General features: G+C 68.8%; 22 protein-coding genes. 14 read left to right on the top strand and 8 right to left on the bottom strand.

The features are described 5' to 3' along the window. Window positions 1-48 precede the first annotated feature (48 nt). The 4 genes from IEY30_RS04460 to IEY30_RS04445 all read right to left on the bottom strand — a co-directional run bounded on the left by IEY30_RS04460 (window position 49) and on the right by IEY30_RS04445 (window position 4327). Complete coding sequence (locus tag IEY30_RS04460) at window positions 49-1545, bottom strand: hypothetical protein (protein WP_156035235.1); 1497 nt, start codon at window positions 1543-1545, stop codon at window positions 49-51. A gap of 121 nt (window positions 1546-1666) precedes the next feature. Beyond that, complete coding sequence (locus IEY30_RS04455) at window positions 1667-2557, bottom strand: hypothetical protein (protein ID WP_043416686.1); 891 nt, start codon at window positions 2555-2557, stop codon at window positions 1667-1669. Window positions 2558-3003: 446 nt separating this feature from the next. Continuing rightward, window positions 3004-3420 (bottom strand): (R)-mandelonitrile lyase, encoded by a 417-nt coding sequence (locus tag IEY30_RS04450; RefSeq protein ID WP_030197302.1) that lies wholly within the window; start codon window positions 3418-3420, stop codon window positions 3004-3006. After that, window positions 3404-4327, bottom strand: coding sequence for a helix-turn-helix transcriptional regulator (locus tag IEY30_RS04445; protein ID WP_052358490.1), 924 nt, complete (start codon window positions 4325-4327; stop codon window positions 3404-3406). The genes IEY30_RS04450 and IEY30_RS04445 overlap by 17 nt, the downstream gene beginning before the upstream one ends. 310 nt (window positions 4328-4637) lie before the next feature. On the opposite strand from IEY30_RS04445, the gene IEY30_RS21770 reads away from it, so the two are divergent. After that, window positions 4638-4982, top strand: a complete 345-nt coding sequence (locus IEY30_RS21770; RefSeq protein WP_229674839.1) for a cyclophilin-like fold protein — start codon at window positions 4638-4640, stop codon at window positions 4980-4982. A 5-nt stretch (window positions 4983-4987) separates the two neighbouring features. Continuing rightward, entirely contained in the window at window positions 4988-5563 is a 576-nt protein-coding gene (locus IEY30_RS04435) for a sugar O-acetyltransferase (protein ID WP_043416733.1), read from the top strand. A gap of 1 nt (window position 5564) precedes the next feature. Here the strand turns inward: IEY30_RS04435 and IEY30_RS04430 are convergent, their stop codons facing one another. Further along, a complete protein-coding gene (locus IEY30_RS04430) occupies window positions 5565-6173 on the bottom strand; it encodes a hypothetical protein (protein ID WP_030197288.1) in 609 nt (202 codons plus the stop codon). Window positions 6174-6336: 163 nt separating this feature from the next. On the opposite strand from IEY30_RS04430, the gene IEY30_RS04425 reads away from it, so the two are divergent. Beyond that, on the top strand, window positions 6337-6831 hold the full coding sequence (locus tag IEY30_RS04425) for a hypothetical protein (protein ID WP_156035233.1): 495 nt from the start codon (window positions 6337-6339) through the stop codon (window positions 6829-6831). Between the two features lie 16 nt (window positions 6832-6847). Then, window positions 6848-9433, top strand: coding sequence for a M48 family metalloprotease (locus tag IEY30_RS04420; RefSeq protein WP_081920452.1), 2586 nt, complete (start codon window positions 6848-6850; stop codon window positions 9431-9433). Window positions 9434-9457: 24 nt separating this feature from the next. Here IEY30_RS04420 and IEY30_RS04415 read toward each other — a convergent pair whose 3' ends face one another. Beyond that, the gene (locus IEY30_RS04415) at window positions 9458-10405 is read right to left on the bottom strand and encodes an insulinase family protein (RefSeq protein ID WP_162181001.1); all 948 of its coding nucleotides are present in this window, start codon (window positions 10403-10405) and stop codon (window positions 9458-9460) included. Between the two features lie 87 nt (window positions 10406-10492). Here IEY30_RS04415 and IEY30_RS04410 point away from each other — a divergent pair, with 87 nt between their 5' ends. The 7 genes from IEY30_RS04410 (at window position 10493) to IEY30_RS04380 (ending at window position 16284) form a co-directional block, all read left to right on the top strand. Continuing rightward, window positions 10493-11053: an NYN domain-containing protein gene (locus IEY30_RS04410; protein ID WP_188960100.1), complete on the top strand. Its 561-nt coding sequence runs from the start codon at window positions 10493-10495 to the stop codon at window positions 11051-11053. A gap of 146 nt (window positions 11054-11199) precedes the next feature. Further along, window positions 11200-11397, top strand: a complete 198-nt coding sequence (locus IEY30_RS04405; RefSeq protein ID WP_030197272.1) for a hypothetical protein — start codon at window positions 11200-11202, stop codon at window positions 11395-11397. A 26-nt stretch (window positions 11398-11423) separates the two neighbouring features. Then, window positions 11424-12458, top strand: coding sequence for a methylenetetrahydrofolate reductase C-terminal domain-containing protein (locus tag IEY30_RS04400; RefSeq protein WP_229674838.1), 1035 nt, complete (start codon window positions 11424-11426; stop codon window positions 12456-12458). Then, on the top strand, window positions 12455-13222 hold the full coding sequence (locus IEY30_RS04395; RefSeq protein WP_052358488.1) for a class I SAM-dependent methyltransferase: 768 nt from the start codon (window positions 12455-12457) through the stop codon (window positions 13220-13222). Before IEY30_RS04400 ends, IEY30_RS04395 begins: the two co-directional genes overlap by 4 nt. Window positions 13223-13414: 192 nt before the next feature. Next, entirely contained in the window at window positions 13415-13600 is a 186-nt protein-coding gene (locus IEY30_RS04390; RefSeq protein ID WP_030197264.1) for a hypothetical protein, read from the top strand. Between the two features lie 180 nt (window positions 13601-13780). Next, the gene (locus IEY30_RS04385) at window positions 13781-15055 is read left to right on the top strand and encodes an LLM class flavin-dependent oxidoreductase (protein WP_156035229.1); all 1275 of its coding nucleotides are present in this window, start codon (window positions 13781-13783) and stop codon (window positions 15053-15055) included. A gap of 644 nt (window positions 15056-15699) precedes the next feature. Further along, a complete protein-coding gene (locus IEY30_RS04380) occupies window positions 15700-16284 on the top strand; it encodes a dihydrofolate reductase family protein (RefSeq protein WP_030197261.1) in 585 nt (194 codons plus the stop codon). Between the two features lie 102 nt (window positions 16285-16386). Here IEY30_RS04380 and IEY30_RS04375 read toward each other — a convergent pair whose 3' ends face one another. Then, the gene (locus IEY30_RS04375; RefSeq protein ID WP_030197258.1) at window positions 16387-17301 is read right to left on the bottom strand and encodes a tyrosine-type recombinase/integrase; all 915 of its coding nucleotides are present in this window, start codon (window positions 17299-17301) and stop codon (window positions 16387-16389) included. Between the two features lie 418 nt (window positions 17302-17719). Between IEY30_RS04375 and IEY30_RS04370 the strand changes: the two genes are divergently transcribed. Further along, complete coding sequence (locus IEY30_RS04370) at window positions 17720-18505, top strand: hypothetical protein (protein ID WP_162181000.1); 786 nt, start codon at window positions 17720-17722, stop codon at window positions 18503-18505. 242 nt (window positions 18506-18747) lie between these two features. On the opposite strand, the gene IEY30_RS04365 is transcribed toward IEY30_RS04370, so the two are convergent. Further along, window positions 18748-19275: a GIY-YIG nuclease family protein gene (locus IEY30_RS04365; protein WP_156035225.1), complete on the bottom strand. Its 528-nt coding sequence runs from the start codon at window positions 19273-19275 to the stop codon at window positions 18748-18750. Between the two features lie 119 nt (window positions 19276-19394). On the opposite strand from IEY30_RS04365, the gene IEY30_RS04360 reads away from it, so the two are divergent. Together IEY30_RS04360 and IEY30_RS04355 are read left to right on the top strand one after the other, a co-directional pair. Next, window positions 19395-20807, top strand: coding sequence for a hypothetical protein (locus IEY30_RS04360; protein WP_052358486.1), 1413 nt, complete (start codon window positions 19395-19397; stop codon window positions 20805-20807). 746 nt (window positions 20808-21553) lie between these two features. Beyond that, window positions 21554-22030 (top strand): hypothetical protein, encoded by a 477-nt coding sequence (locus tag IEY30_RS04355; RefSeq protein WP_030197245.1) that lies wholly within the window; start codon window positions 21554-21556, stop codon window positions 22028-22030. Window positions 22031-22066 lie beyond the last annotated feature (36 nt).

The following is a 22066-nucleotide window of genomic DNA, read 5'->3' as shown; positions in this document are numbered from 1 at the left end:
CCGCGTGTCGGGGCGGGTCTCGTGCTGCTCTCGTGCTGCTCTAGGGGCTCAGACCCAGCCGGGCGTGGGCGGCATGATGATCGCGACGACGTGGCCGGAGCCGCCCGGGACGTCTAGCCGGACGACCGGGCCGGCTGCCGCGAGCTGGGACAGGTCGATGCACTCCTGGCCGCGACACATGCGGGGCAGGATGCCGCCGGTCTGCTCGCGCACCGCCATGACCATGGTGCTCGCGATGAGCCGCCCGTCGCGCGAGTTCCGGGCGGCGGGGTCCTGCCACAGGACGATCGTCGGCACCGTGGTCCCCGGGGCGTGGGCGGTCGCCTGCTCGGCGATGGCGGCGAACTCCATGCGGGTGGCCTGGTGGGCGCCGATGTCCGCGCGCCAGGAGAGCACTCCCGCAACGGCGAGCACTGCGAGCAGCGCGGTCGCGACGTGCCCGATGCGGGGATGGCGTATGCCGTGTGCCCCCTCGGGTGCGTCCCCCTCGTCGCGGGGTCGGTCGAGCAGGAGCAGCGCGACCGGCAGCAGCGCCACGAGCCACGTCCACAGCTGTCCGCGGGCCTCGGTGACGATGCCGGTCGCGAGGGTCTGGGCGGCGTCGAGGCCGCAGGCGACGGCGAGGACGACGAGGAGGCGCTGCAGGCGGGGGCGCACCGCGCGGTCGCGCCAGCCGAGGACGACGGCGACGAGACCCACGGCGGCGACCCACCACTGGGCGGCCCACATAGCGCCGGTCGCGGAGAGCCAGCGGCCCGCGTTGGTGACGAACGCGTCGACGGAGGTCATCGGGTTGGACTGGCGCCAGGCCGGGAGGTCGAGGCCGAAGTGCCCGTAGACGAGCCAGTTGAGGGTGTAGCTGATGGCAACCCCGACGGCGAACGCAGCGACCCAGGCAGCGATGACGGACAGCACACGCCGCCAGGGGGATTCGCGGAGGTGGACCACCGTGAAGACGAGCAGCACCACCCCGACGGGCGGGTAGGTCATGACGGCTGCGGCCTCGGCGACGAGGAGCCATAGGCCCAGCCGGACCCGCGAGCGAGCGGCCCACGGCAGCAGCCACGCGGCGGCCGCGGCGACGAGCACCGACGGCGTCAGCGCGCCGGGCCAGTAGAGCAGCTGCACCCACACGGCCGAGGCGTAGAGCGCCAGGCCGAGGAGCACGTCGGCGACGGGACGCGGCCGGATGCCTGAGAGGTGCAGCAGGCGCCAGAGGCCGGCGACGAGCGCGAGGTAGCCCACGGCATACGTCATCGAGGCGGTCGTGGGGGTGCCGTGCTGGCCGACGACCTGCCACCAGAGGGTGTTGAGCCAGCGGCCCTCGCTGCTGTTGTAGTACGCCGGCGGGAGCACGCCCTTCGTGCCGTCGGGGAGCAGGAAGGGCCAGTCGTCCTGGCGGATGAACGGTGTGACGGCCTGCGCGACGGCCTGGGTCACGAGGAACGCGACGGCGAGGGTGGCGGGGACGAGGTAGCGGCGCGGCGGCGCGGAGGGCAGCAGGCGTGCCCGCGTGGGGGCGGGTGCCTGGGTCTGCGTCGTCATGGTCGTGTCGCTCTCGGGACGGGGAACCACAGGGTCGGGGTGACCCTACTGATCCTTGATACCCGGACGACCTGAAGACCGCATCCCAGCCCGACAGGTGGGAAACGGGCGCCGTGCGGCGTCAGTCCGCGGTTTCGGGTCGCCACTTCTCGAATGTCGGGTGCCCGGCGGGCACCCAGACGATCTCGAAAGCAGTGTCGCTCGGTTCCACGGCGTTGGAGTCAAACCCACCTGTGTAGGACGCGACCCACTCGGTCTTCTCCTTCTTGGGGATGGTCTTCTGGAAGTAATCAATCCCGTGTTCCGCAATGAAGCTCTCCATCGTGGAAGGGGACTCCGCCAGGGCGATCTCCTTGTTGGTGACGACCTCAAGCAAGAACTTGTCAGTGGCCTGGTCGCGCGCGATGTCGGCGATGATCAGCTTGACCTGGTCCTTGTATGCGGCCGTCGAGCGGTCGAGCTTGCTCGTGTAGATCCAGTACTGGTCCAGCTTGGCCACGGTCTGCTCTTCGTCGCGCGCGACGATCTCGTACTTCGGCCCGTGGTAGGTGTACGCCTCGGCTACGGGCGCGGTCGATGTCGCGGTCTGGCTCGGCTCCTCCAACTGCGTTTCGCTCGCCGACACCACCGCCTTGTTTGGAGCTGCGATCGGTGTGGAGCTGCCACTGTCACTGTGGATCCCGACGGCGACGCCTGCGATCACCAGGAGCAGGACCAAGCTCCCGCACACTGCCATCGCGCGCTTCTGGGTCAGCGGCTCCAGGCGGCGGAATGCCGCATAGCTCTGAAGGGCGAACGCCTTGAGGTAGGTGCCAGCCGTCTTCGGCTTGGGGCGGCGGAAGGTCAGCTCCGTCCACAACAGCCCGGGGTTTTGGCTGAGGAGCTCCCAGCCGTCCTTCTCCCACTTTGCAATGTTGCTTGCTTCGGTCCCCCTGATTGCCCGCACCTCGTTGTGCTCGTACTGCGCGTCCTCAGCCACCTGGCTCCCGGCCCCAATCGACTTGTCACTCACCGATACATCGTGAGGAGAGTAGTGGCGCGGTACCCATGCCCCGCCAACAGGGTCCAGTCACGAGACAGCTCCTGGGCGAGTGGGCTCACGGCATCGAGCGGGAGGCCCGCGGAGCGGTCCCTCTTCTTCGGCAGCGGGTGAGCTTCCCGCGTGACCAGTGGTGCGGAGGCAAAGTTGGCCAGTGCTGTGCGCAGCTCCCCCAGACGAGCAGGGGTGAGCGCTTCGTTGAAGGACGGTACCGGTAGTGCCGGGGTGTCGGCCTTCGACAGCGTCCAGAAGGGCACGACAGTGGTGTCGGCGTCGCTCTTGAGCCTCCCTGGGTGAAGTCCACGGATGCTATTCGGTGCTTCCGCCGTGCCCGTGCACTGCTCCCGAACACTCGCCGCCGCGAGGATCCTCATCGCGCGCGAGGTGGCGACCCCGAGAACTGACGGCGACCTGGCGACTCAGGCGTCGGTGACCGAGGGTGCGGCGGCATACTCCTCGTCGGTGACGGCGGTCAGCCAGTGCACGACGTCATGGTCGGCGTCGCCCTCGTTGATGGCCACGTGCACCATGAGCCGGCTGGGCGCGGCGCCGTGCCAGTGCTCCTCGTCGGCCTCGAAGAGGACGCGGTCGCCGGGGCGGATGACCTCGATCGGCCCGCCGCGGCGCTGGCACAGGCCGACGCCTTCGGTGACGAAGACGGTCTGGCCGAGCGGGTGGCGGTGCCAGTGGGTGCGGGCGCCGGGCATGAAGTGCACGAGGTTGGCGGAGACGCGCGAGGGGGCGGGCGCGGCGGCCATGGCGTCGATGTAGACGTCGCCGGTGAACCAGTCGCTCGGGCCCTTGGCCGTGTCGAGGGAGCTACGGGTGATCTGCATGGGTTTCCTTCTCGTTGTTCGGGATCGGGGTGTCGGTGGTGGCGGTGGGGCTCGGGGTGTCGGCCGCCCAGGAGGCGAGCATCTGGAGGCGCTCGGCCGACGGCGAGCCGGGCTCGGCGGTGTAGACCATGAGGACGAGGCCGGGCTCGGCGGTGATCGCGAGCTCCTCGTAGGCGAGGGTCAGCTCGCCGACGACGGGGTGGTTGAAGCGCTTGGTGCCGGTGCCGTGGGTGCGCACGTCGTGGGCGCTCCACAGGCGGCGGAAAACCTCGCTGCGCGTCGAGAGCTCGCCGACGAGGTCCTGCAGGCCGCGGTCGTGCGGGTCGCGGCCGGCCTCGGTGCGCATGATGCCGACACACATCCCGGCGAAGAGCTCCCAGTCGGGGTAGAAGTCGCGCGAGGCCGGGTCGAGGAACTGGAAGCGCGCGAGGTTCGGCATCCGGCCGCCCTCGCCGATGACGGGCGAGTAGAAGGCGCGGCCGAGGGAGTTGGTGGCGAGCAGGTTCTGGTGCGGGTCGCGGACGAAGGCCACCGCGTCGCGGATCGACTCGAGCGCCCACTGCAGGCTGGGTCGTGAGGCCGGCTTGCCGGCCGCGCGGCGACGCGGGCGTCCGGACGTTGGTATGCCGTCCGCTGCCCTTGCGAGGTCGAGCAGGTGGGCGCGTTCGGTGTCGTCGAGCTGCAGCGCGCGAGCGAGGGCGTCGAGCACCCCGGCCGAGGCTCCGGCGATCTGGCCGCGCTCGAGCCGGGCGTAGTACTCGACGCTGAGCCCGGCGATCGTCGCGACCTCGCTGCGGCGCAGGCCGGGCACGCGTCTGCCGCTGCCGACGGGCAGGCCGACCTGGTCGGGGGTGATGCGGGCGCGCCGGGTCGTCAGGAACTCGCGCACCTCTCGGCGGTTGTCCACGCTGTCGAGACTAGGCCGGGTCGGGGCGGTGGCGGAGCCGTGAGAGGTGCCCTGTCAGTACGTGCCTCGACAGGGACTTCCACCGGGTGTCGGCGGCGGCTTGACTCGTGTGGTGATGGGAAACGTGACGTCGTCGGCCAGGACGCCCGGTGCCGTGGCGGGGCTTGGGCTGGCAGCGGTCCTGGCTGCGGGCTGCGGCACGGCGCCCAAGGCCGTGGATGCCCAGCCCACGCCCCACCGGGCGCACGGCACGGCGACCGCGACCACACGGCATACACAATCGAACCCGGTGAAGGACGAGATGAAAATCGTGATCAGATTGGGAGACAAGCGTTTCGGCGCCGTGCTCGACGACAGTGCCGCCTCGCGTGACCTGCTGCGGCAGCTGCCCGTGACCGTCGACATGGTCGACCACGGCGGCGTCGAGAAGACCGGACCGCTGCCGTCACCGCTGTCGCTGGACGGGCAACCGGAGGGAGCGGACCCGGACGTCGGGGACGTGGGCTACTACGCCCCCGGCAACGACCTCGTCCTCTACTACGGCGACCAGTCGTACTTCGCCGGCATCGTCGTCCTCGGCCGGCTCGACGACGACGCGGCGCGACAGGTCCGCGAGCAGGACGGTCCCGTCACGGTGACCGTCGAGGCCCGGTGAGCGCGGTGACGCTGGAGGAGTTCCTCGACCACGTGAACCGCGGACGCCTCATCGAGGGCGGGTCGGAGGCGCACGAGTTCATGCACGCGGCGTCGCAGGAGGCGATGCGGACGCTCGCCGAGCTGAACGGCGCCTACCGCACGCCGGACGAGGTGCGGGCGCTCCTGTCCCGGCTGACCGGTCGGGAGGTGCCTGGGTCGGTGACCGTCTTCCCGCCGTTCTACTCGGAGTTCGGCAAGAACCTCACCGTCGGCGAGGGCGTCTTCATCAACATGGGCTGCCGCTTCCAGGACACCGGCGGCATCACCATCGGCGACGGCACGCTCATCGGCCACGGAAGCACGCTGACGACCCTGAACCACTCGATGGACCCGGCTCGCCGTGCCGACATGGAGCCGGCTCCGGTGGTGATCGGCCGCAACGTGTGGCTGGGAGCCGGTGTCACCGTCGTGCCGGGAGTGACCATCGGCGACGGCGCGGTGATCGGTGCCGGAGCCGTCGTCACGAAGGACGTCCCGGCAGACACCGTCGCGGCAGGAGTCCCAGCCCGAGCCATCCGGCCCACGGGCTTCACGGCCTGACTCAGCCCTGGGCGGTGAGCCGCACGGTGATCGTGTGGATCGCTGAGGTGGGCAGCTCGGCCGAGTGCCTGGCCGCATACGTCACCTCGAGTCGGCGACCGTCCGTGGTCACGTACGAGACGGTGTGCTCAGTCCCCCATCCACCGGTCTGCTGGTCGCCCGGGCCGTACCGGGTGACGACCGAGCCGTACGTGTCCCGCCACGTGAGTCCGGCAGGCAAGGTGCCGGCATACGCCCTGAAGCTCGTGTCGGACGACGGGAGCCCCAAGGAGTCCTCGTCGTTGTAGAGCACCACCGCCACGACCGTGCCCGCGTCGTCGAGGTCGAGCTCGAAGCCGTTGGCGTGAGCGAGGATGTTCGTCTTCGAGGAGCGCCCCAGCGACGAGGCGAGCCCCGTGAGGGTGGGGTCCGCCCAGGCGTTCCGGCCGAGCGCCCACTGCCAGATCTCAGCCTGCGGCAGGGTCTGCGTGACCTCGGAGGTGACCGTCGTCGTGGTCGGCGGAGCCGGGCCCGGCCCGCCGGCGCACCCGGCGACGAGCGGGCTGAGCGCGAGACCCAGGATCGAGACGACCGATGCCCCCCGTCGGCGTGACCACGCGCTCCTGCCCATCCCGTCGCCTCCTGTGTCGGTGGCTGAATTCGCCTCTCCCGACGAGTGTCCCGAGGTCCGTGATGAGGCCGACAGAGGCAAAAGTCCCTCTTTGCGTTGAAAACCTGCGGCCCCACCCCCCGGTGCCTACGCTGAAATGAGGGAACTGGTGGAGGAGGATGCCATGTCCAGCCATCCCGAGAGCCTGACGCAGCACGACGAGGACGCCCTCGTGCGTGAGCTGGCCCAGCAGGTGCTGGAGACCACGGCGCCGGAGGAGCTCGCCGTCTTCGACGAGACGGCGGACGAGTACTTCGCCGATCCGCAGGGCGTGCTCGACGCGAAGAGCCGTGACGAGGCCGTGGGCTTCGGCGTGGAGCTGGCGCTGCTCACGCCCTACATCCTCGCGGTGGCCAAGACGGTGGTCCAGCTGCTGGCCTCGATGGTCGGCGACGCGGTCAAGAAGGAGGGGCAGCCGTCGGTCAACAGTTTCATCCGGCGCCTCTTCGGCCGCCGCGAGCAGGGTCCGTCGGCTCCGGAGACGTTGACTCCCGACCAGCTGGCCCTCGTGCGCAAGGTCGCGGTCGAGAGGGGCCGGCTGATCGGCCTCAAGGCCGATCGCGCGGAGCTGCTCGCCGACGCCATCGCGGGCGGCATCTCGGTGGCACCCTCGAGCTGAGAGGCAGGCGAGCACCATGGCTGGCCCACTCGTCAGCGACGCGCCTGCTCCACCCGCGCCCGTCGACGTGCGCCTCGACGTGCTCGCGCTGCCGTCGCCGACCGTCGCGAGGTTCGTCCTGCTCCTCGGCGCGCTGCTCAGCTCGGGGTTGTTCGTCGGGACGTGGGTGCACAACCAGACGGCCGTCGGTGACGACTGGCTGGCGAGGGTCGCCGAGTGCGAGCGCCAGCGACCCTCCGTGCCGAGCGGGGCCGGTGGCGACGCGATCCTCGCCGCGCAGCAGTCCGTGCTGCAGTGCGTCGAGGGGGCGCAGCAGAGGCTGGCATGGTTCGCCCTCGGCGGCGTCGCCCTGACGCTCGTCGCGGCCGGTGTGGTGCTGGCCGTCGTGCCGCGGTTCATCGTCCGCCGACGGGCGCTGCGCCTCGCCGGCCCGAAGCTCGCAGCCGCGTCGGAGCGCGTGGCTGCTCTCGCCGAGGAGGGCGGCCTGCGTCGCTCACCCGACACGATGGTCGGGACGTCGAAGCTCCACGACGCCTTCAGCTTCGGACTCCCCGGGCACTACGCGGTCGCGCTGCCGCCCGCCGTGGCGGTCCGCAGCACCGGTGTCGCCTTCGAGTCGCTCGTGCGGCACGAGCTGGCTCACGTGGCGCGCCGGGACGTGCTCATCGCCTGGTCGGCCCGTGCCCTCTGGTACGTCCTGATCGCCCTGCTGGCCCTCCCCGTCGTCGTGGCGCTCGCGCGGGCGGACCTCAGCATCCTGCCGTCCTACGTCTGGCGGGCGGCGCTGCTCCTGGTGGCCGCGATGCTCGCGTCAGCCGGCATCCTTCGGTCGCGCGAGTTCGACGCGGATCTCGGCTCCGCCCGCACGGCCGCTCGGCGAGACGCCCTGAGCACGCTGCTCGGCACGTCGGGCCGTGCGGCCAGCACGGGCTGGCGGCGCGTCGTCGCGCTGCACCCGGACCCCTTAGAGCGCGTGCGGATGCTCGGCGACCCCGCCCGCCTGGCCCGCGCCTCCGCGGTCGACGCGGCGATCGCGGGCTTCCTTGCGGCAGTGACCCTTCCGCTGTTGGTCTCCGTCTTCGCCACGGTGCCCTCGCTCACCAGCTGGGCGTATGCCGTCCCGGCGGCTCTCGTGGGTCCCTTGATGGGGGTGACCGTGGGTCTGTCGCTGTGGCGTCTCGCGGTGGTCGACCTGGCTCAAGCGACGTCTGGACTCGGCGGCGCGGCGCGTCGCGTGGCTGCTGGAGTGTTTGCGGGCTTCCTTGTGGGACAGGTGGCTTCGCTGGCCGCCGTCGGCTCTGACACGTTGACCGGGACCCGGTCGCCATTGCTGCCCCTGCTCGGTGCGCTGGCCCTCGGCGGCACCACCGTCGTGGTCGCGGGCCTCGGAAGGATCGCTGCAGACCGGTCGAGGCACCTGTCTGCGCGTGGCTACACCACGCTCGCCATCGCCCTGTCCGCGATTGTCTTCGCGTTCGTGCTGTGGGCCGCGACGATGCTGAGCAGCACTCTCGACCTCGGCGGTGGGCGGCTGGCGGCGCTCACCAGCGTCACCCTCCTGACCCAACCGGCGGCCGTCGCCGTCGTCGCGGTCCTCGCCGCGGTCGTCCTCGCGCTGGTGGCGATCCGGCCGGCCGAGATGGCTCCGGCGTGGGCGTTCGAGGGTGAGGCGCCTGTGGTGCCCGTGCTGGATCGACACTCGGTGGGCCTGCGTGAGGTGAGCGTCGTCGGGCTCGTCTCCGGGGTGGCCGCCGCGCTCTCCATCCTCGCGTTCCGCCTCGTCGCAGGACCGGCCACGACGTTCGAGGAGCAGACCCAGCGGTTCGACGCCTACGTCTGGCTCTTCGCTGGCGCCGGGGTGGCTGCCGGACTGTCGCTCATCGTGCTCCACGGCCTGCGTGGTGCGGGGGCCGGAGTCACGGCGGGCGCGCTCGCCTCGTGCGTCGCGGCGCTGGGCTTCGTCGTCATCAACGCCGGCTTCGGAGGGGACGTGACCCTCGACTTCGTCGGCGGTGTGGTCGGTCCCGGACTGCCGCTGGGCCTCGTGCTGTTCGTGCTCGTCTCGCTGCTCGCCGCGCTGCCGATCCGCGACGCGCGAGGCCGTCGACCGGTCGTGGTCCTCGTCGCGGTCGCGGCCCTGCTCGGCGGCCTGGCCGCCACCGCCGCCATCGTCAACCGGGACACCATCAGCCCGCTCCAGCCGAGCGCACCCGCCGGACTCTCCACGCACGACTACGTCACGACGTACGCCCCGACGGTCGCCGCGGTGGTGTCCGGGATCGACCAGGCGGCTGTCGCCATCGACGCGGATCACCAGCTGTCCCCGACCGAGCGCGCCCAGCGCATCCGGGTCGACCTCGTGGCTCCTCTGGACGCTGCCTTGAGGCAGGCGGCGGCAGTGACGCCGGCCGAGGAGTCCGTGGTCCAGCTCCACGCCACACTCGTCGCCGGGCTGCAGGGCACCCGCCGCGCCTTCGAGAACTTCGCCCGCGCCTACGAGACGAACGACTCGACGCTCTTCGCGCAGACGCAAGCCGATCGGGCTGGGGCCCAGCAGCTGCTGCGCGCGTGGCTCGACGGCATACGTGCTCGTCAGGGTTGATGGGCGCTGCCGACGAGGACGTGATCAGGCGAGGATCTCGTCCGGGTCGGCGTCGAAGGCCAGGCCGGACGTGTAGCCGTCGATCTGGGCAAGCATCTCGTCACCGTCGCGCAGGCACTTGGCGATGAGGGAGAGCTGTCGGCCGTCGGAGGCGATGATGCCGCGCACTCCGGGAGCCGAGGCCACGCCCACGGTGTCAGACCAGTCGACGCGGCCGGTGACTCCGCGTGCCGTCACGGAGATGCCCTGGTCGCTGACGCGGACGGCCAGGTCGCGAGGCGCGATCGCGAGGACCTTCCGCCGGTAGAGGTGGCCGTCGATCGGGTCGGATGTCGGCGGGTCGTCCTCGGTGATGTCCGGCACGTCGTCGAGGTGCACGCGCGCGTCGGGCGCCAGGAGCAGTGCCGTGTCCAGCATCTGCTGTGCGCAGGCCTGGATCGTCGCGGCGTCGAGGGTGCGCTCGAGCTCGGCCTGCTCCTGACGGGTGCGGGGCTCTCGCCCGTTCAGCGTCCGGGCCGCCTGGAAGACGAGCCAGCCGGCGATGGCCCGGGGATCCTCGAGCTCGGCGCGGGCGACGGCGAGGGCATGGTCGAGCTCCTCGGCGGTGGGCCCGTCGTCGGCGAGCGTCTTCAGTGCCGTCCAGAGGGTGTCGACGACCACCTGCCACTTGTCGTCGTGCCCGTCGGCCCAGACCACGGGCATCGACTGGCCCAACCGGATCGATGCCCCGCCGAATCCGACGTCGTACGAGATGCCGTGACGGCCGCGGAGCTCGTCCTCCAGACGCTCCTTGAGGATCGACGCGGTGACAGAGGCCGCGGCCGAGTCGTTCTCGCTCCCGTCCACGACGCCCGAGAGCGCGACCACGGGGAAGTGGTCCGCGGCGATGAGCCCGGGGAGTCGAAGGTCGACGTGCGGGGCGCTGGGGAGCGGGACTGGGGAGCCGCTCGGCAGGATCATCGCTTGGTACAAGGCTCGGGGATATCGCTTCGTCGCGATGGACGGCACTTCCGGCCTCATCCGCTGAAGGCGCAGCTGCTCAGCACGTAGGCTCCGGTCATGGCTGACGCTCCCCGGATCACCTACGTCCTCGTCGACGGGGAGAACATCGATGCCACGCTCGGCACCTCGATCCTCGGGCGGCGTCCCCGTCCTGAGGAGCGCCCGCGATGGGAACGGCTGCTGCAGTTCGCGGAGGAGCTGTGGAGGCAGCCGGCTGTGGGCCTCTTCTTCCTCGCGGCCAACAACGAGCTCCCGATGCCGTTCGTCCAGGCCCTCATGGCCATCGGCTACCGACCCGTGCCCCTGTCCGGTGCGGCTGGCGAGAAGGTCGTCGACATCGCCATCCAGCGCACGCTGGTCGAGATCCGCCAGCGCCGAGCCGACGTGCTCCTCGTCAGCAACGACGGCGACTTCGTCGACCAGATGGGTGACCTGCTCGACGGGCGGCGAGTGGGCGTCGTCGGCTTCCAGGAGTTCCGCAGCAGCGCGTTCCTGGAGCTCACCACTCAGGGACTGGCCACCTTCGACCTCGAGTACGACGTGCAGGCCTTCCGAGAGTCGCTGCCGCGCATACGGATCATCGCCATCGAGGACTTCGACCCGGCCGACTTCCTCTGAGACCTGCCTGCCTCAGCCCATCACCACACCCTCCATGTCGTGCTGGTGCTCGCCAATCCGATGGCTGTCATTTGGACAACGTCCGAACGGGTAGTGACACGGGGAGTCGACGCTACGACGGCCCGACAGGAGGACGAGGAGGAACCATGGAGATCCCCAGGCAACACATCATCGAGATCCTCAACAACAGGGGCGACCACGAGCAAGCGCAGAAGGCGCAGGCCGAGCTCCCGGACCCGGTGGACCTCGAGCAGCACGAGGACGACCTGAGGCGGCTGCGCATCAGTCATGAGGAGCTGCCGGGTTGGGCACGTGGGCCGGCAGACGAGGGTGGGGAATCCTGATCTCAGCCCCGCGAGGAGGTGTGCAGTTGTTGTCCGAGCAGCGGGCCCCGGGCTGTCCGAAGCGGATGGTGTACGGCCCGTGCGGAGGGGTCCGCGCCGACGGTGAGTGCGAGATGGTGCCGGCCCCTTGTGTCTTCGACGAGCTGATCGAACCGCAGTCCTTCCTCGATGGTCCTGTCCCACGGGGCCTCAACCGCCCCTCGGAGCAGTCCACCCCGATCCCGGTGGTGCCCATGGTCCTGACCGATCTGAGTGTCCCGCCGGCCGACGCGGCCACGCTCCGCTCGACCGTCCGGCTGCTGGCCCCGAGCTGCGACGCTGTCCTGGTCGGCGACCACCAGGACCGGCCCGACTTCCCACCCAGCACGCTGGCCCGGCTGATCGCGGACGCCGGCGCTGTCCCGTGGGTGACCCTCGCTTGCCGTGATCGGAACAGGATCACCCTCGAGCAGGAGCTGCACGCTCTCGCGCTCGACCGGTTGGCCACGGTCCTGTGCGTCACGGGCGACGGCCGGGCCTACGACGTCCGCACCGACGTGACCCAGGCCTTCGACCTGGACGGCACCCGGCTGGCGGCGCTCGCCGGGTCGTTCGGACTGCCCGTGGCGGTGGCGGAGACGCCGACCGCGCGTCCGGTGGCGTTACGACCCCGCCGGCTGGTGCACAAGCAGCGGGTCGGCGCCCAGGTGGGTGTCCTGAACCACGTGTCCGCCACTGCCCAGCTCGTCGAGTTCCTCCACGCCGCCCACGAGGTGGGGCTGGTGATGCCCGTGATTGCGTCCGTTGTCGTCTTCACCGACCAGCAGTCGGCGGCTGCGCTGGCTGCGCTGCCCGGTCTCGACATCGCTCCCGAACGTCAGGAGGCGGTGCTGACAGCCCACGACCCGGTCGAGGCCGGCATCGCAGCGGCCGTGGACGAGGCACTCCAACTTCTCAGGGTGAAGGGGGTGGCTGGGGTGAATCTCTCTGGGCTGGCGTCGGCCCGCAGCGTGCACGCGGCTGCCGAGATACAGGCCGAGGTAGGACGTCGAATCCGAGCGGCGCAAGGGGATCCACGATGAGCGGCTCTGCCGACTCGATGGACGCCGAGTTCGACACCGTCGCGGCGTGGACGGCCGATGTGGTGGCCGGGCTCGACCCGGCCTACCGGATCCCCGCGGGATGCCGAGGCAGCGGCAGCCCCGGTGCGCTGCACTGGCTGCTTGACCACATACGGCCGGAGAAGGGCGCCATCTTCCTGGACTGCGGCGCGGGGGTGGGAGGCCCGGCCGCGTTCGCGGCGGGAGAGACCGGGGTGCGCCCCCTGCTCACCGATCCTGAGTCTGGGGCGTGTCGAGCCGCTCGCTCGATGTTCGACCTGCCGGCTCTTCAGGCCGGCAGCCAGCTGCCGATCGCGACTGGGGCGATAGACGTCGGGTGGAGTCTCGGCGTCCTGTGCACCGTCGACGACCAGCCGGCATACCTGGCCGAGGTGCGACGGGTGCTGCGGCCGGGAGCACGGTTCGGTCTGATCGTCTACTGCGCAGCGCAACCCGGCGACTTCGGCATCGAGCCGCCGGAGGGCAACACCTTTCCCACCGTGGAGGCACTGGACGAGCTCCTTGAGCGGGCGTCGCTGCGAGTGCTCACCAGTGGCTGGACCGACCATTTCGCCGAGTTCCCAGCCGACTGGGAGGATGCCATGGCGACCGTCCAGGCCGAGCTCGAGCGCCGCCATGGCGACGATCCCCGTTGGCGCACGGCGGAGGAGCAGTCGAGGCGGATGGGGTCGCTGCTTGCTGCCGGTGAGGTGCGCGGCCGGATGCTCGTGCTGCAACCGGCTTGAGCTGGCCCAGCACGGCCCGCAGCGCAACGCCCATCTGAAGCAGCCCTTGCTGTGCCCGCCACAACCTACGGACCCGACTTCGCGTGGACGTTCTCGCGACCGTGAGGGGCCAGGTGCTGTGTCGGTGCGGCAGGTTCGCGCCCGCACCGGGAAGTCCGCGGTTGGCGGCATCTGCGCGGGTATCGTCGGGCAATGAGCCAAGGACGTCACGCGAAGGACCCGATCCAAAGCCGTGCTGAGCTCTTGCCGGAGGAACAGGCGGCCGGCAGCGACGACCCCGAGATGCAGGCCCGCGCGATACTCGCGGAGTCAGAGGCGCGCACCGAGCACCCTGAACGCACTCGGGAAGAGTCCACGCAAACGCCGGACGAGGCTTGACCATCCGGACGAGGTGACTCAGTAGAGCGATTCACCCTTTGCGGCAAACTCGCTAAACACCGTGCGGCCGGCAGGCGGGAGTGTGACGCCCGGTCGTCAAGGCGGGCATCAGCGCATGGACGGATGTCTCCTCCTCCGCGTGGCATGCCCGGACGCGCTATCACTGGGAGACTGGTTCGCGTGGCGTCGCCCTTGATTCAACAGGAAGCCTGGGCTCGGATGGGGTTCGGCATCAGCGTCGCTGCGTTCGCTGTAGGCGAGTTCTCTCAGGTGGTGAAATGGCGTTGCGGTGGCTCGCGCACGGACGTCCGAGGTGAAGTGGTGTTCCGGGTGATCTTCTTCGCGGGCATCCTCATGCTGCCGCTCGCCCAGGCCCTCGCGCCCGAAGCCGTCCTCGATGGTGCCGGGGTGTTCGTACTGGGCACAGTGATCTGTTGGCTCGGCCTGCTGCTGCGATGGTGGTCGTTCGCCACCTTGGGCACGTACTTCACGACCGTGGTGAAGACATCTTCCGATCAGGTGGTCGTCGAACGCGGCCCCTATCGGATACTGCGGCACCCCAGCTACGCCGGCCTCCTGGCGGCGTTCCTCGGCTGTGGACTGATGCTCGGGAACTGGGTGGGCACCGCTGCGTGCTTCCTTCTGATCCTGGTTGGGCTCATCTACCGACTTCAGCGCGAGGAGCACGCGATGGCGGTGGCTCAAGTGACGACTCGCTTGGAGCTCGGCACCTTGGTGGCTTCGACCGTGCTCCGTGGCCCGGCCCCGCTGGCCCGCGTCGCGGCGACCCTGCAAGATCTCAGCGGGGGCCGCTTCGTGCTCGGCATCGGCGCCGGTGTGCCCGGTGATGAGAAGGTCGTGTCGGGGGTTGCGAGCCAGAGCGCGGAGCGTTTTCAGGTCTTCACGGAGACCGTGGAAGCGCTTACGGCCTTGTGGCGCGGCGCTGCATCGTGGTCAGGGAGCCGTGTCCGCGTCGAGGGAGTGGTTCCCCTTCCTTTGGTGCCGGGGCAAGCGCCGCCCCACTTGATGATCAGCGCGCACGGCCCACGCGGCTACGACCTGGTGGCGAGACTGGGAGATGGTTGGAGTACTTATGGCGGTGTGACAGCCCCCGCTCTTCCTGAACGCGACTTCTGGGCGCTCGTCACCCAGCAGTCGCAACAGGTGACGCGCGCCTGCGAGCGAGTCGGGAGAGACCCCGGGACGCTACGCCGGTCGCTGCTCGTCGGCTATGGGTCCATGCAGCCGCTGGCTAGCGAGGAGGCCTATCTGGACACGCTGGAGCACGCCGCCCGGGCAGACTACGACGAAGTCGTCGTCTATTGGCCCTGGCCCGACACGGTGCCTGGGGATCGCCCGACACGGTGCCTGGGGATCGGTTTTGGGCTGAGCCCGAAACTGTCGCGTCCGCCGTGGCGCGCGCACGGGGGTAGCGCGGCGAAAACGGTTCCTTGAGGCAACCAAGGGCCCGTCGAGCGGCTGAGCCAACGCCCATTCGCTCGTCAACCAGCCGCCGCCGCACTCACCTGAGCAATTGATCCCCGGCGATTCCCGGGCCGGGACGCCAGGCGGCGTCCGCAGACACAGCAGTCCGATCTGCCCACCGCCAAGCTCAATGCGACAAGGCTGCCTTGACGAGCTGGCGGGGGTTTGGTGCGGGACGCCATCGATGACGACCGTGGGGACGGTTCGTCCCCCTCATGGACACTCGCCACATCGACCGACCCGCCTCGTCCTGCAAATGTTGACCCAGCGGGCCCCGTCACGTGCGCGCGGATGGCGATGCGAAGCCGCACACTATGGCGGCATCCCGGACGCCATTGCATTGCGACCTCGTTATCAGCGTCGGCGAACAACCCGCGCTGGCGTGCGTAGCTCAGGAAGGCACGCTCTGAGCCGGCCGCCGGCACATTCAGTCGCGACCGCGGTCCCGCCTGGAATAGGAGCGCAACGCGAACAGGCATGCATTCACTCGGCCAAGTAGGTGACAGGCACCCGGCAGGTCGGCGGCGGTCACTGGCGCCACGAGGTGAGCGTTGGCACTCTGGAAGTCGGTGGAGCACCGGACCGCCACTCACTGACCCGGCAGAGGGGACACCATGCAGGAACTGCTCGTCGACTTCATCGCCTCACTCGACGGCTACGGGGCCGCCGAGGGCTGGCCCGGCTGGTGGGGGCTGGAAGGGCCCGAGTACCTCGCTTGGCTGCAGCAGCAGTCGGACGACTCCATCGTGCTCATGGGTGCGACCACCTACAGGCTCATGTCGGAACTGGCCAGCGGGGGTGAGCCCGGGACGGAGGTCCTCGCGGGACGGCCGAAGGTCGTCTTCTCGACCACCTTGACCGAGCCGCTGGCCTGGCCGAACACGGAGCTGGTTTCCCGCGACCCGGTGGTGGCTGTTCGTGAGATGAAGGTCTCGGGCAACCGGCCGTTGACGACCTTGGGCAGCCTGACCCTCTGCCGTGCTCTGCTCAAGGCTGGCCTGGTGGATCGTTTTCGCGTGGGCATCTTCCCCGTCATCACGGGCAGCACCGGGACGGACAGGATCTACGACGGCTACCCCGACGTGGCCCTCGACCTGGTCGAGAGTCGCACCTTCGATGGTCGCATCCAGCTCCTCGAGTACATCCCGAAGCTGCTGTCCGGGCCTCTTGGAACCACCAAACCGACCCCCATCGCGTAAGTGACCGCGCCGCGCGTCGCCGCGGGACACCAACGACCGCGCACGGCACAGTTGAGCGACGCCCGTCTCGCGGCGGAGTTGACGCTGGTGTCGCACCGCAAGTCAGACGCCTGCGACGTAGGCGGTGAGGAAGTGAACGCCGTGTCGGTCGAGGTTGCCGCGGGCGCGGTCGTAGTGCTCAGTGGTTCGCGGGTCGGCGTGCCGGGCGAGAATCTGTGCGTCGCGTAGAGGCACGCCGGCGTCGAGGGCGTTGGTGATGGCGGCGTGCCGTAGCGAGTGGGGGCTGATGTGCCGCGGGATCCCGGCGCTCTTCGCGATCCGGGCGACCATCCGGTACACGTCGCGTTGGTCGACCGGCTTGCCGGAGACCGGCCCTAGGACCAGCGGCCCCGCCGTTCGTTGGCCGCGGCAGGCCTCGAGTGCACGGAGCACGGGGACGGTCACGGGCATGGTGGCAGGCTTGTTGCCTTTGCCGACTAGGTGCAGGACGCGGTGACCGCGGAGGGTATCGGCGTAGTCCTCGATCCGCACGGCCGCCGCCTCGGAGGCGCGCAGGGCGTTGATGCCGAGCAGGTAGGCCAGGGCGCCGTGGTGGACGGTGATGCTCTGAGCGACCTGCAGGAACCGGATCAGCTCGAGCCGATCCAGTCCTTGGGTACGGGACTCGTCGCGGTGGATCTTGGGCAGGCGGGCGTAGACGGCTGGGTCGGCAGTGATGAGCCCGTCGATGTGGGCGAAGCGGAAGTAGCCGCGGACGGCGTGCATCATCGTGTTGACCGAGGAGTCCATTAGCCCCCGGTCGCCGAGGTGGCGGATGTAGAGCTCGACGTGGGCTCGCTGGATCCCGGTCAGGGCGTCGAGCTTGTTGCGGTCGCACCAGGAGAACCACTCCCGCAGCTGGAATGAGTACAGGATGTGCGTGCGGCCGGAGTAGCGGGCTAGGTAGGACACCGCCGCCAGCTGAGCCGTCGAAATCGTCGCGGGCTGGAACGGAAGGAGCGTCGTGGGAGCGGACATGGCAGTCACCTCACGCGGCGACCGGCTACCGGACCAGACCCCGCTCGCCGCCAACACGGCCGGGCACCTGGACCGCATCGACACTAGACCCCTCCATCGCGTGCGTCTGCAGGCGGCGATAGGACGCAGCTCACGGGGGCCGCCACCTGAGCAGTAGGAGCGACTATGGACCCACTTCGGCACTGCTGGCCCGCCGGCGTCTGGCCCTGCGCCGACTGCGCCCCGAGGGCCGTCAATCGCCAAGGCGTCCAAGCCTGCTGGCGTTCCTCGAGGTCTCGAGGCCGCAGGAGCAATACGCCTCCGGAGGTCCGACTGAAAAGGGCTATGCCCTGACACTGCTTGTTCACTCTGATTTCTGTCAACATTGGGCGATACTGGAGCGGCCAACATCGGGTGATGTGAGTGTGGTGGGCTTCCTATGACCGAGAGCGTGACAAGCGCTGGTAAAGACAGTTCCAGCTCGACGACGAAGAGTAAAGCGGTCGTGACGTCCGCCCTGATCTTCCTGGGAATCGCTCTTATCGGTGCTGGGGTGGTGGCGGTGTTCCGCACCACAAACGACGTCGGTTCAGCGGCCCTCCTCTCGTTCGGGGGGGTCCTCTTTGTGCTCGGCGCCATGGGGGACCGCTTGGAGTCCCTGCGGTACGGCGACCTGGAGGTCGTCTTGCGCCGCAAGGCTAAAGAAGCGGCCAAGAAGGGCGAAACGGAGACCGCCGAGGTCCTGCAAATGGCGGCCGATCGTATCGGCGGCCGAGTAAAGGAAATTCAACGCTCTTACCAGGCAGTCCGAACCAATATGCCGTCTGGAGCACAACGTACTGCTCTGATGGACCGAATCATCAGGGATGCGCGTGCCGACGCGCACGACCCCGATCTGGATGAGGAGCACGTGCTGGGACTCTTGTGGACGGGCTCGGAGGGTGCCCGCGTTTGGGCGCTAGGCGTTCTTCAAGAGAGACCGGAGATCGCGACAGTCAGAGCTGTTCTGGAGGCGGTGATACGCCCAGACCAGATGTTTGACCAGTACCAAGCGTTACTCCTTGCAGAGCGATACCTCGCGCTACCTGATGTCCGAGAATGGCCCCGAAAGCGCATTCAACAAGCGGTGCGTAGTCAGTTCGATTCTGGCGCACTCGGCAAGGACCAAAATAGCCTCTCGATCGCCAAGCGCATCCTTGACGAACCGCCGCAGTCGCGTACCTGACGGACATGTGACTCTGCTGACATCTTCGACCATGACTTGGTGACAGGCCGGCGATCTATGTTTAGCTGACACCTGGAGGTCCAAGCCAGACTCGGCGGGCTGTCCGAGGCAATTCTACTTTGCCGAGGAATGATCAACGCAGGTGGCGTCCCGAGCGTCCACAGGCGGCGGTGTGACGCAACTCCGCGGGGAGCCTGACCCGTGGCCGGCAACTCTCGGTGCCTTGCCGACGACGTGGAGCATCAGTCAGCGGACGGCTGTAACCGTTCCTTCAGGCTTGAGAAGGTACGAACGGTCGGCGCGTGATCGGCGACTTGCAGCCAGGCGGTCGCTTCCTGAAAGTTCGTTTTCAGAGTGTTGCCGGGAGGCGAGGTGACCGCGAGGAGTAAGGCCTCCATCTCACGGATGACCAACTTGTCGGTGGCCTCTTCGATGCCCGCCCACTCGTCATCCTTGAGCACTCCGTCCGGATATACGTCTGTTTCGGACGGTCCATCGAAAGCGAACCAAGAGAAACGAGTCCAACGCCCGCTGTGCACATCGGACAGGTGGTCCTTAAGGCGACCGCCGATTCCGTTGGCCCCAGAGGCCAGACCCACGTAGTAGATGCCAGTGTCCGAGTACATGACGTAGACTCCGCGTGCTTTACGAAAGTCAGCAATTTTGAGCGTTTGTGCGTTCATTCCCTGACGACCGAGCAGGCGCCAACCGTAGGCATTCCAGTCGATCAGATTGGCATCCCAGAAGACGCCATAAGCTCCAACCAGCACAAGTCTCCCCTTTCATCGGCAGCGGCAACGTAGCACCCGTGACTGGACCGCCGGACTTGGCTCACGGTACCCGTGGGCAGCACAAGTCGCCGCTTGAGGTACTAGTGCCACGTGGGCCATTGACGCTCCCGTTGCTGGAGAGTCGCACCCACGACGTCCTCGACAGGCTCCTGCCTGGGGCGGTCCATCGAGACGGGCTCCAGTACTACATTCCCGCAAACGAGCGGGAGTTGAACTCGGCCGATCCACTTCAGTACACCAAGCGGGTCGAGGGCGACCACCTCGTTATCCTCGACGACCTCGCGGTCATTGTGGAAGATAAGGCCGTCGCACTCAGCGCGCTGTCGAAGGGTGGCAAGACCGCCCGCATCAAGAACGACCTGACCGGGATGGTCACCAAGGCCGCCGAACAGTCAGGACGGCTGCGAGAGCTCATCGAACGAGACGGCGTTGTACGCATCCACGGCGAGGGTCTGGTGGATCTCAGTCACATTCGGGAGATTCACACCATCGCCGTCAGCCTCGACGACCTGACGAGCGTAGCGACCGCCACCGCAGACCTCGTTCGAGCTGGTCTCCTGGATCTAGACAACATCCCTTGGACGGTGTCCATCCATGATCTCGACCTCATCGCCGAACTCGTCGAGCGACCCGCCCAGTTCCTCCTGTACCTGCGAAGGCGTCGCAACCCAGACACGACCGTGATGTTCACGGCCCCAGATGAACTCGATCTGTTTCTTCACTTTCTGGAAGCTGGGCTGTGGGTGGAACCAGACCCTGAACAAGTGCGGGTCGCATTCCCGTGGATGCAGGCCCCCACGACCGGGGAAATGCGCCGCTACCGCGAACAAATGCCGGCTTACATCACGAGCCGCACCGACCCGCTCGACGCGTGGTTCTACACGAAGGACTCTGCCGACCCGGGAGTAGTAAAAGCCCCCAAACCGAGCTCTACGCCTTCGCCTCTCGCCGCTCTCGTGGACGAGATCCAGGCGCGCGGCACCTACGGATGGTTAAGCATCGGAGCCACCATGCTTGAGGGGTCATCCACAGCCCAGCACAAGATGCTTGGGAACTCGAAAGACCTACTCAAGAACCCGTCTGCCACCGGAGCACCTCGGAACTTGACTGTGCCCATCACTTCGACAGTGAACCCCGCTGAAGGGTGGGTGCTCGTATGGTGGACTAGGCCGACTGGGCACACGCTGGTTCAGATCAAGCGAGCGGCCGAGGAACACCTCCGCGCCAAGAAGTACCAACTCGGGGTGCCGCGAGGCGTGGCCTTCATCTACGACGAGGACACCGGTGCCCTTGAGGACGTGATCTACAACGGTCATATCGGTGAGCTGACTGCCCAGGAAAGTGCCCGACTGACAACTCTGAAGCCGATCGAGGCGTTACATGGTCGGCTTCACCCGAACGCGAAGAAGGCCCCTTCACGCGCGAGGTCATCACCTTCTCGGCCTCCAGCGGCCAGGCCCAAGCCCAAGCGGAAGGCAAAGGCGAAGAAGCGGCCCAAACGTAAGCGATGAACCATTCTTGGCGCGCGTCTCCTGTGATTCAGACAGCGTTGTCGGTACGCGCAATTCTGGGCGCCGAATCCCAGCTCTATCTGGGCGGGATGGGCTACAGGTGGGCGGGCCCGGCACTAGCGCGGCCGGAACGTCGCGCCGACCTTGACCGGCTCGATAATTGAGGCCGCGGTGCTGACGATCACCGGTCCCCGAGTCGACGTAGGCATGGACCGTGGCCCCTGCAGCGCGAGTACGCGCTCCAGGAGACGGGCTACGGCCACTGAGGACTCAGCCCGTCGTCCTGTCCGGCCGAGGGTTACTCCGTTCGGGGTGCCTCCCATCGCGGGGGAGACCGACGGCTACCCGCGTGAGCGCAACCGCGCGGTCTTCCTGACGCCGCACGCTCGGCGATGGCGCTCATGGCCGAGGCGAAGGCCGAGCCGCCGCCGACAACTCGTCCAGACCTAGCGTGACCTCGGCGCCCTACGGTCCCGAGGCTTCATCGACGCCGTCGGCACGCGGACCGGGCGGCACGCTGGGCGTCACCCGTGGCTCGACCAGTCGATGGCGCTCGGGTCCTTGGCCAACGTGCTCGCCGACGACTACCTCCGCCGCTGGTTCGACCCCCGAGGTCGACGCCGTGCTGCGCCCGGTAGTCGCCGCCCGCGAGTGCCGCTGACCGGGCGAGCCTGACCGGACCGGCCTGACCGGACCGGTCGTACGCTGGTGGGGTCCGGCAGCGGACGAGAGGCGGTGTCGCGGGCATGTCGCAGTGGCGAGAGCAGTGGTCGGAGCAGGAGTGGGTCACGCTCCGGCTCGCCCCGGTCTGGGTGCTGAGCGCGCTTGCCGGCCGCATCCGCTTCGACGACGACGAGCGTGGCGCGTTCTGGGACGCCGTCACCGACGCGGCACTGCGCAGCACCGGCCCCGGCCGGGACCTGCTCGGCACCGCCGCAGCCGAAAGGCGTTGGCTCTTCGACGAGTTCGAGCTCGACGGCCGTCCAGTCGTCTCGGGCCTGCTCTCCGTGACCCGGCTGCTCGAACGCATGGACGCCGACACCCGGGCCGACGTCCGAACGAGCATCCTGCGCGTCGGCGCCGGCGTCGCCCTGGCCCGCGGCCACTTCGGGCGGCGCATGACCCTCGAGGACGAGCAGACCCTCCTGCTCGTCGAGCAGCTGCTCCAGACCGCACCCGAGACCCTGAGCGACAACCCGCTCAACTCGCCGGCCACCATCTGAACCGCGCCGGCGTCGCGGAGCGGGCCATCCGGCATA

Source organism: Terrabacter tumescens (genome assembly GCF_014646815.1).
GTDB lineage: Bacteria > Actinomycetota > Actinomycetes > Actinomycetales > Dermatophilaceae > Terrabacter > Terrabacter tumescens.
The sequence above is the reverse complement of the archived record's forward strand: the minus strand, read 5'-3'. Positions and strand labels throughout refer to the sequence as shown.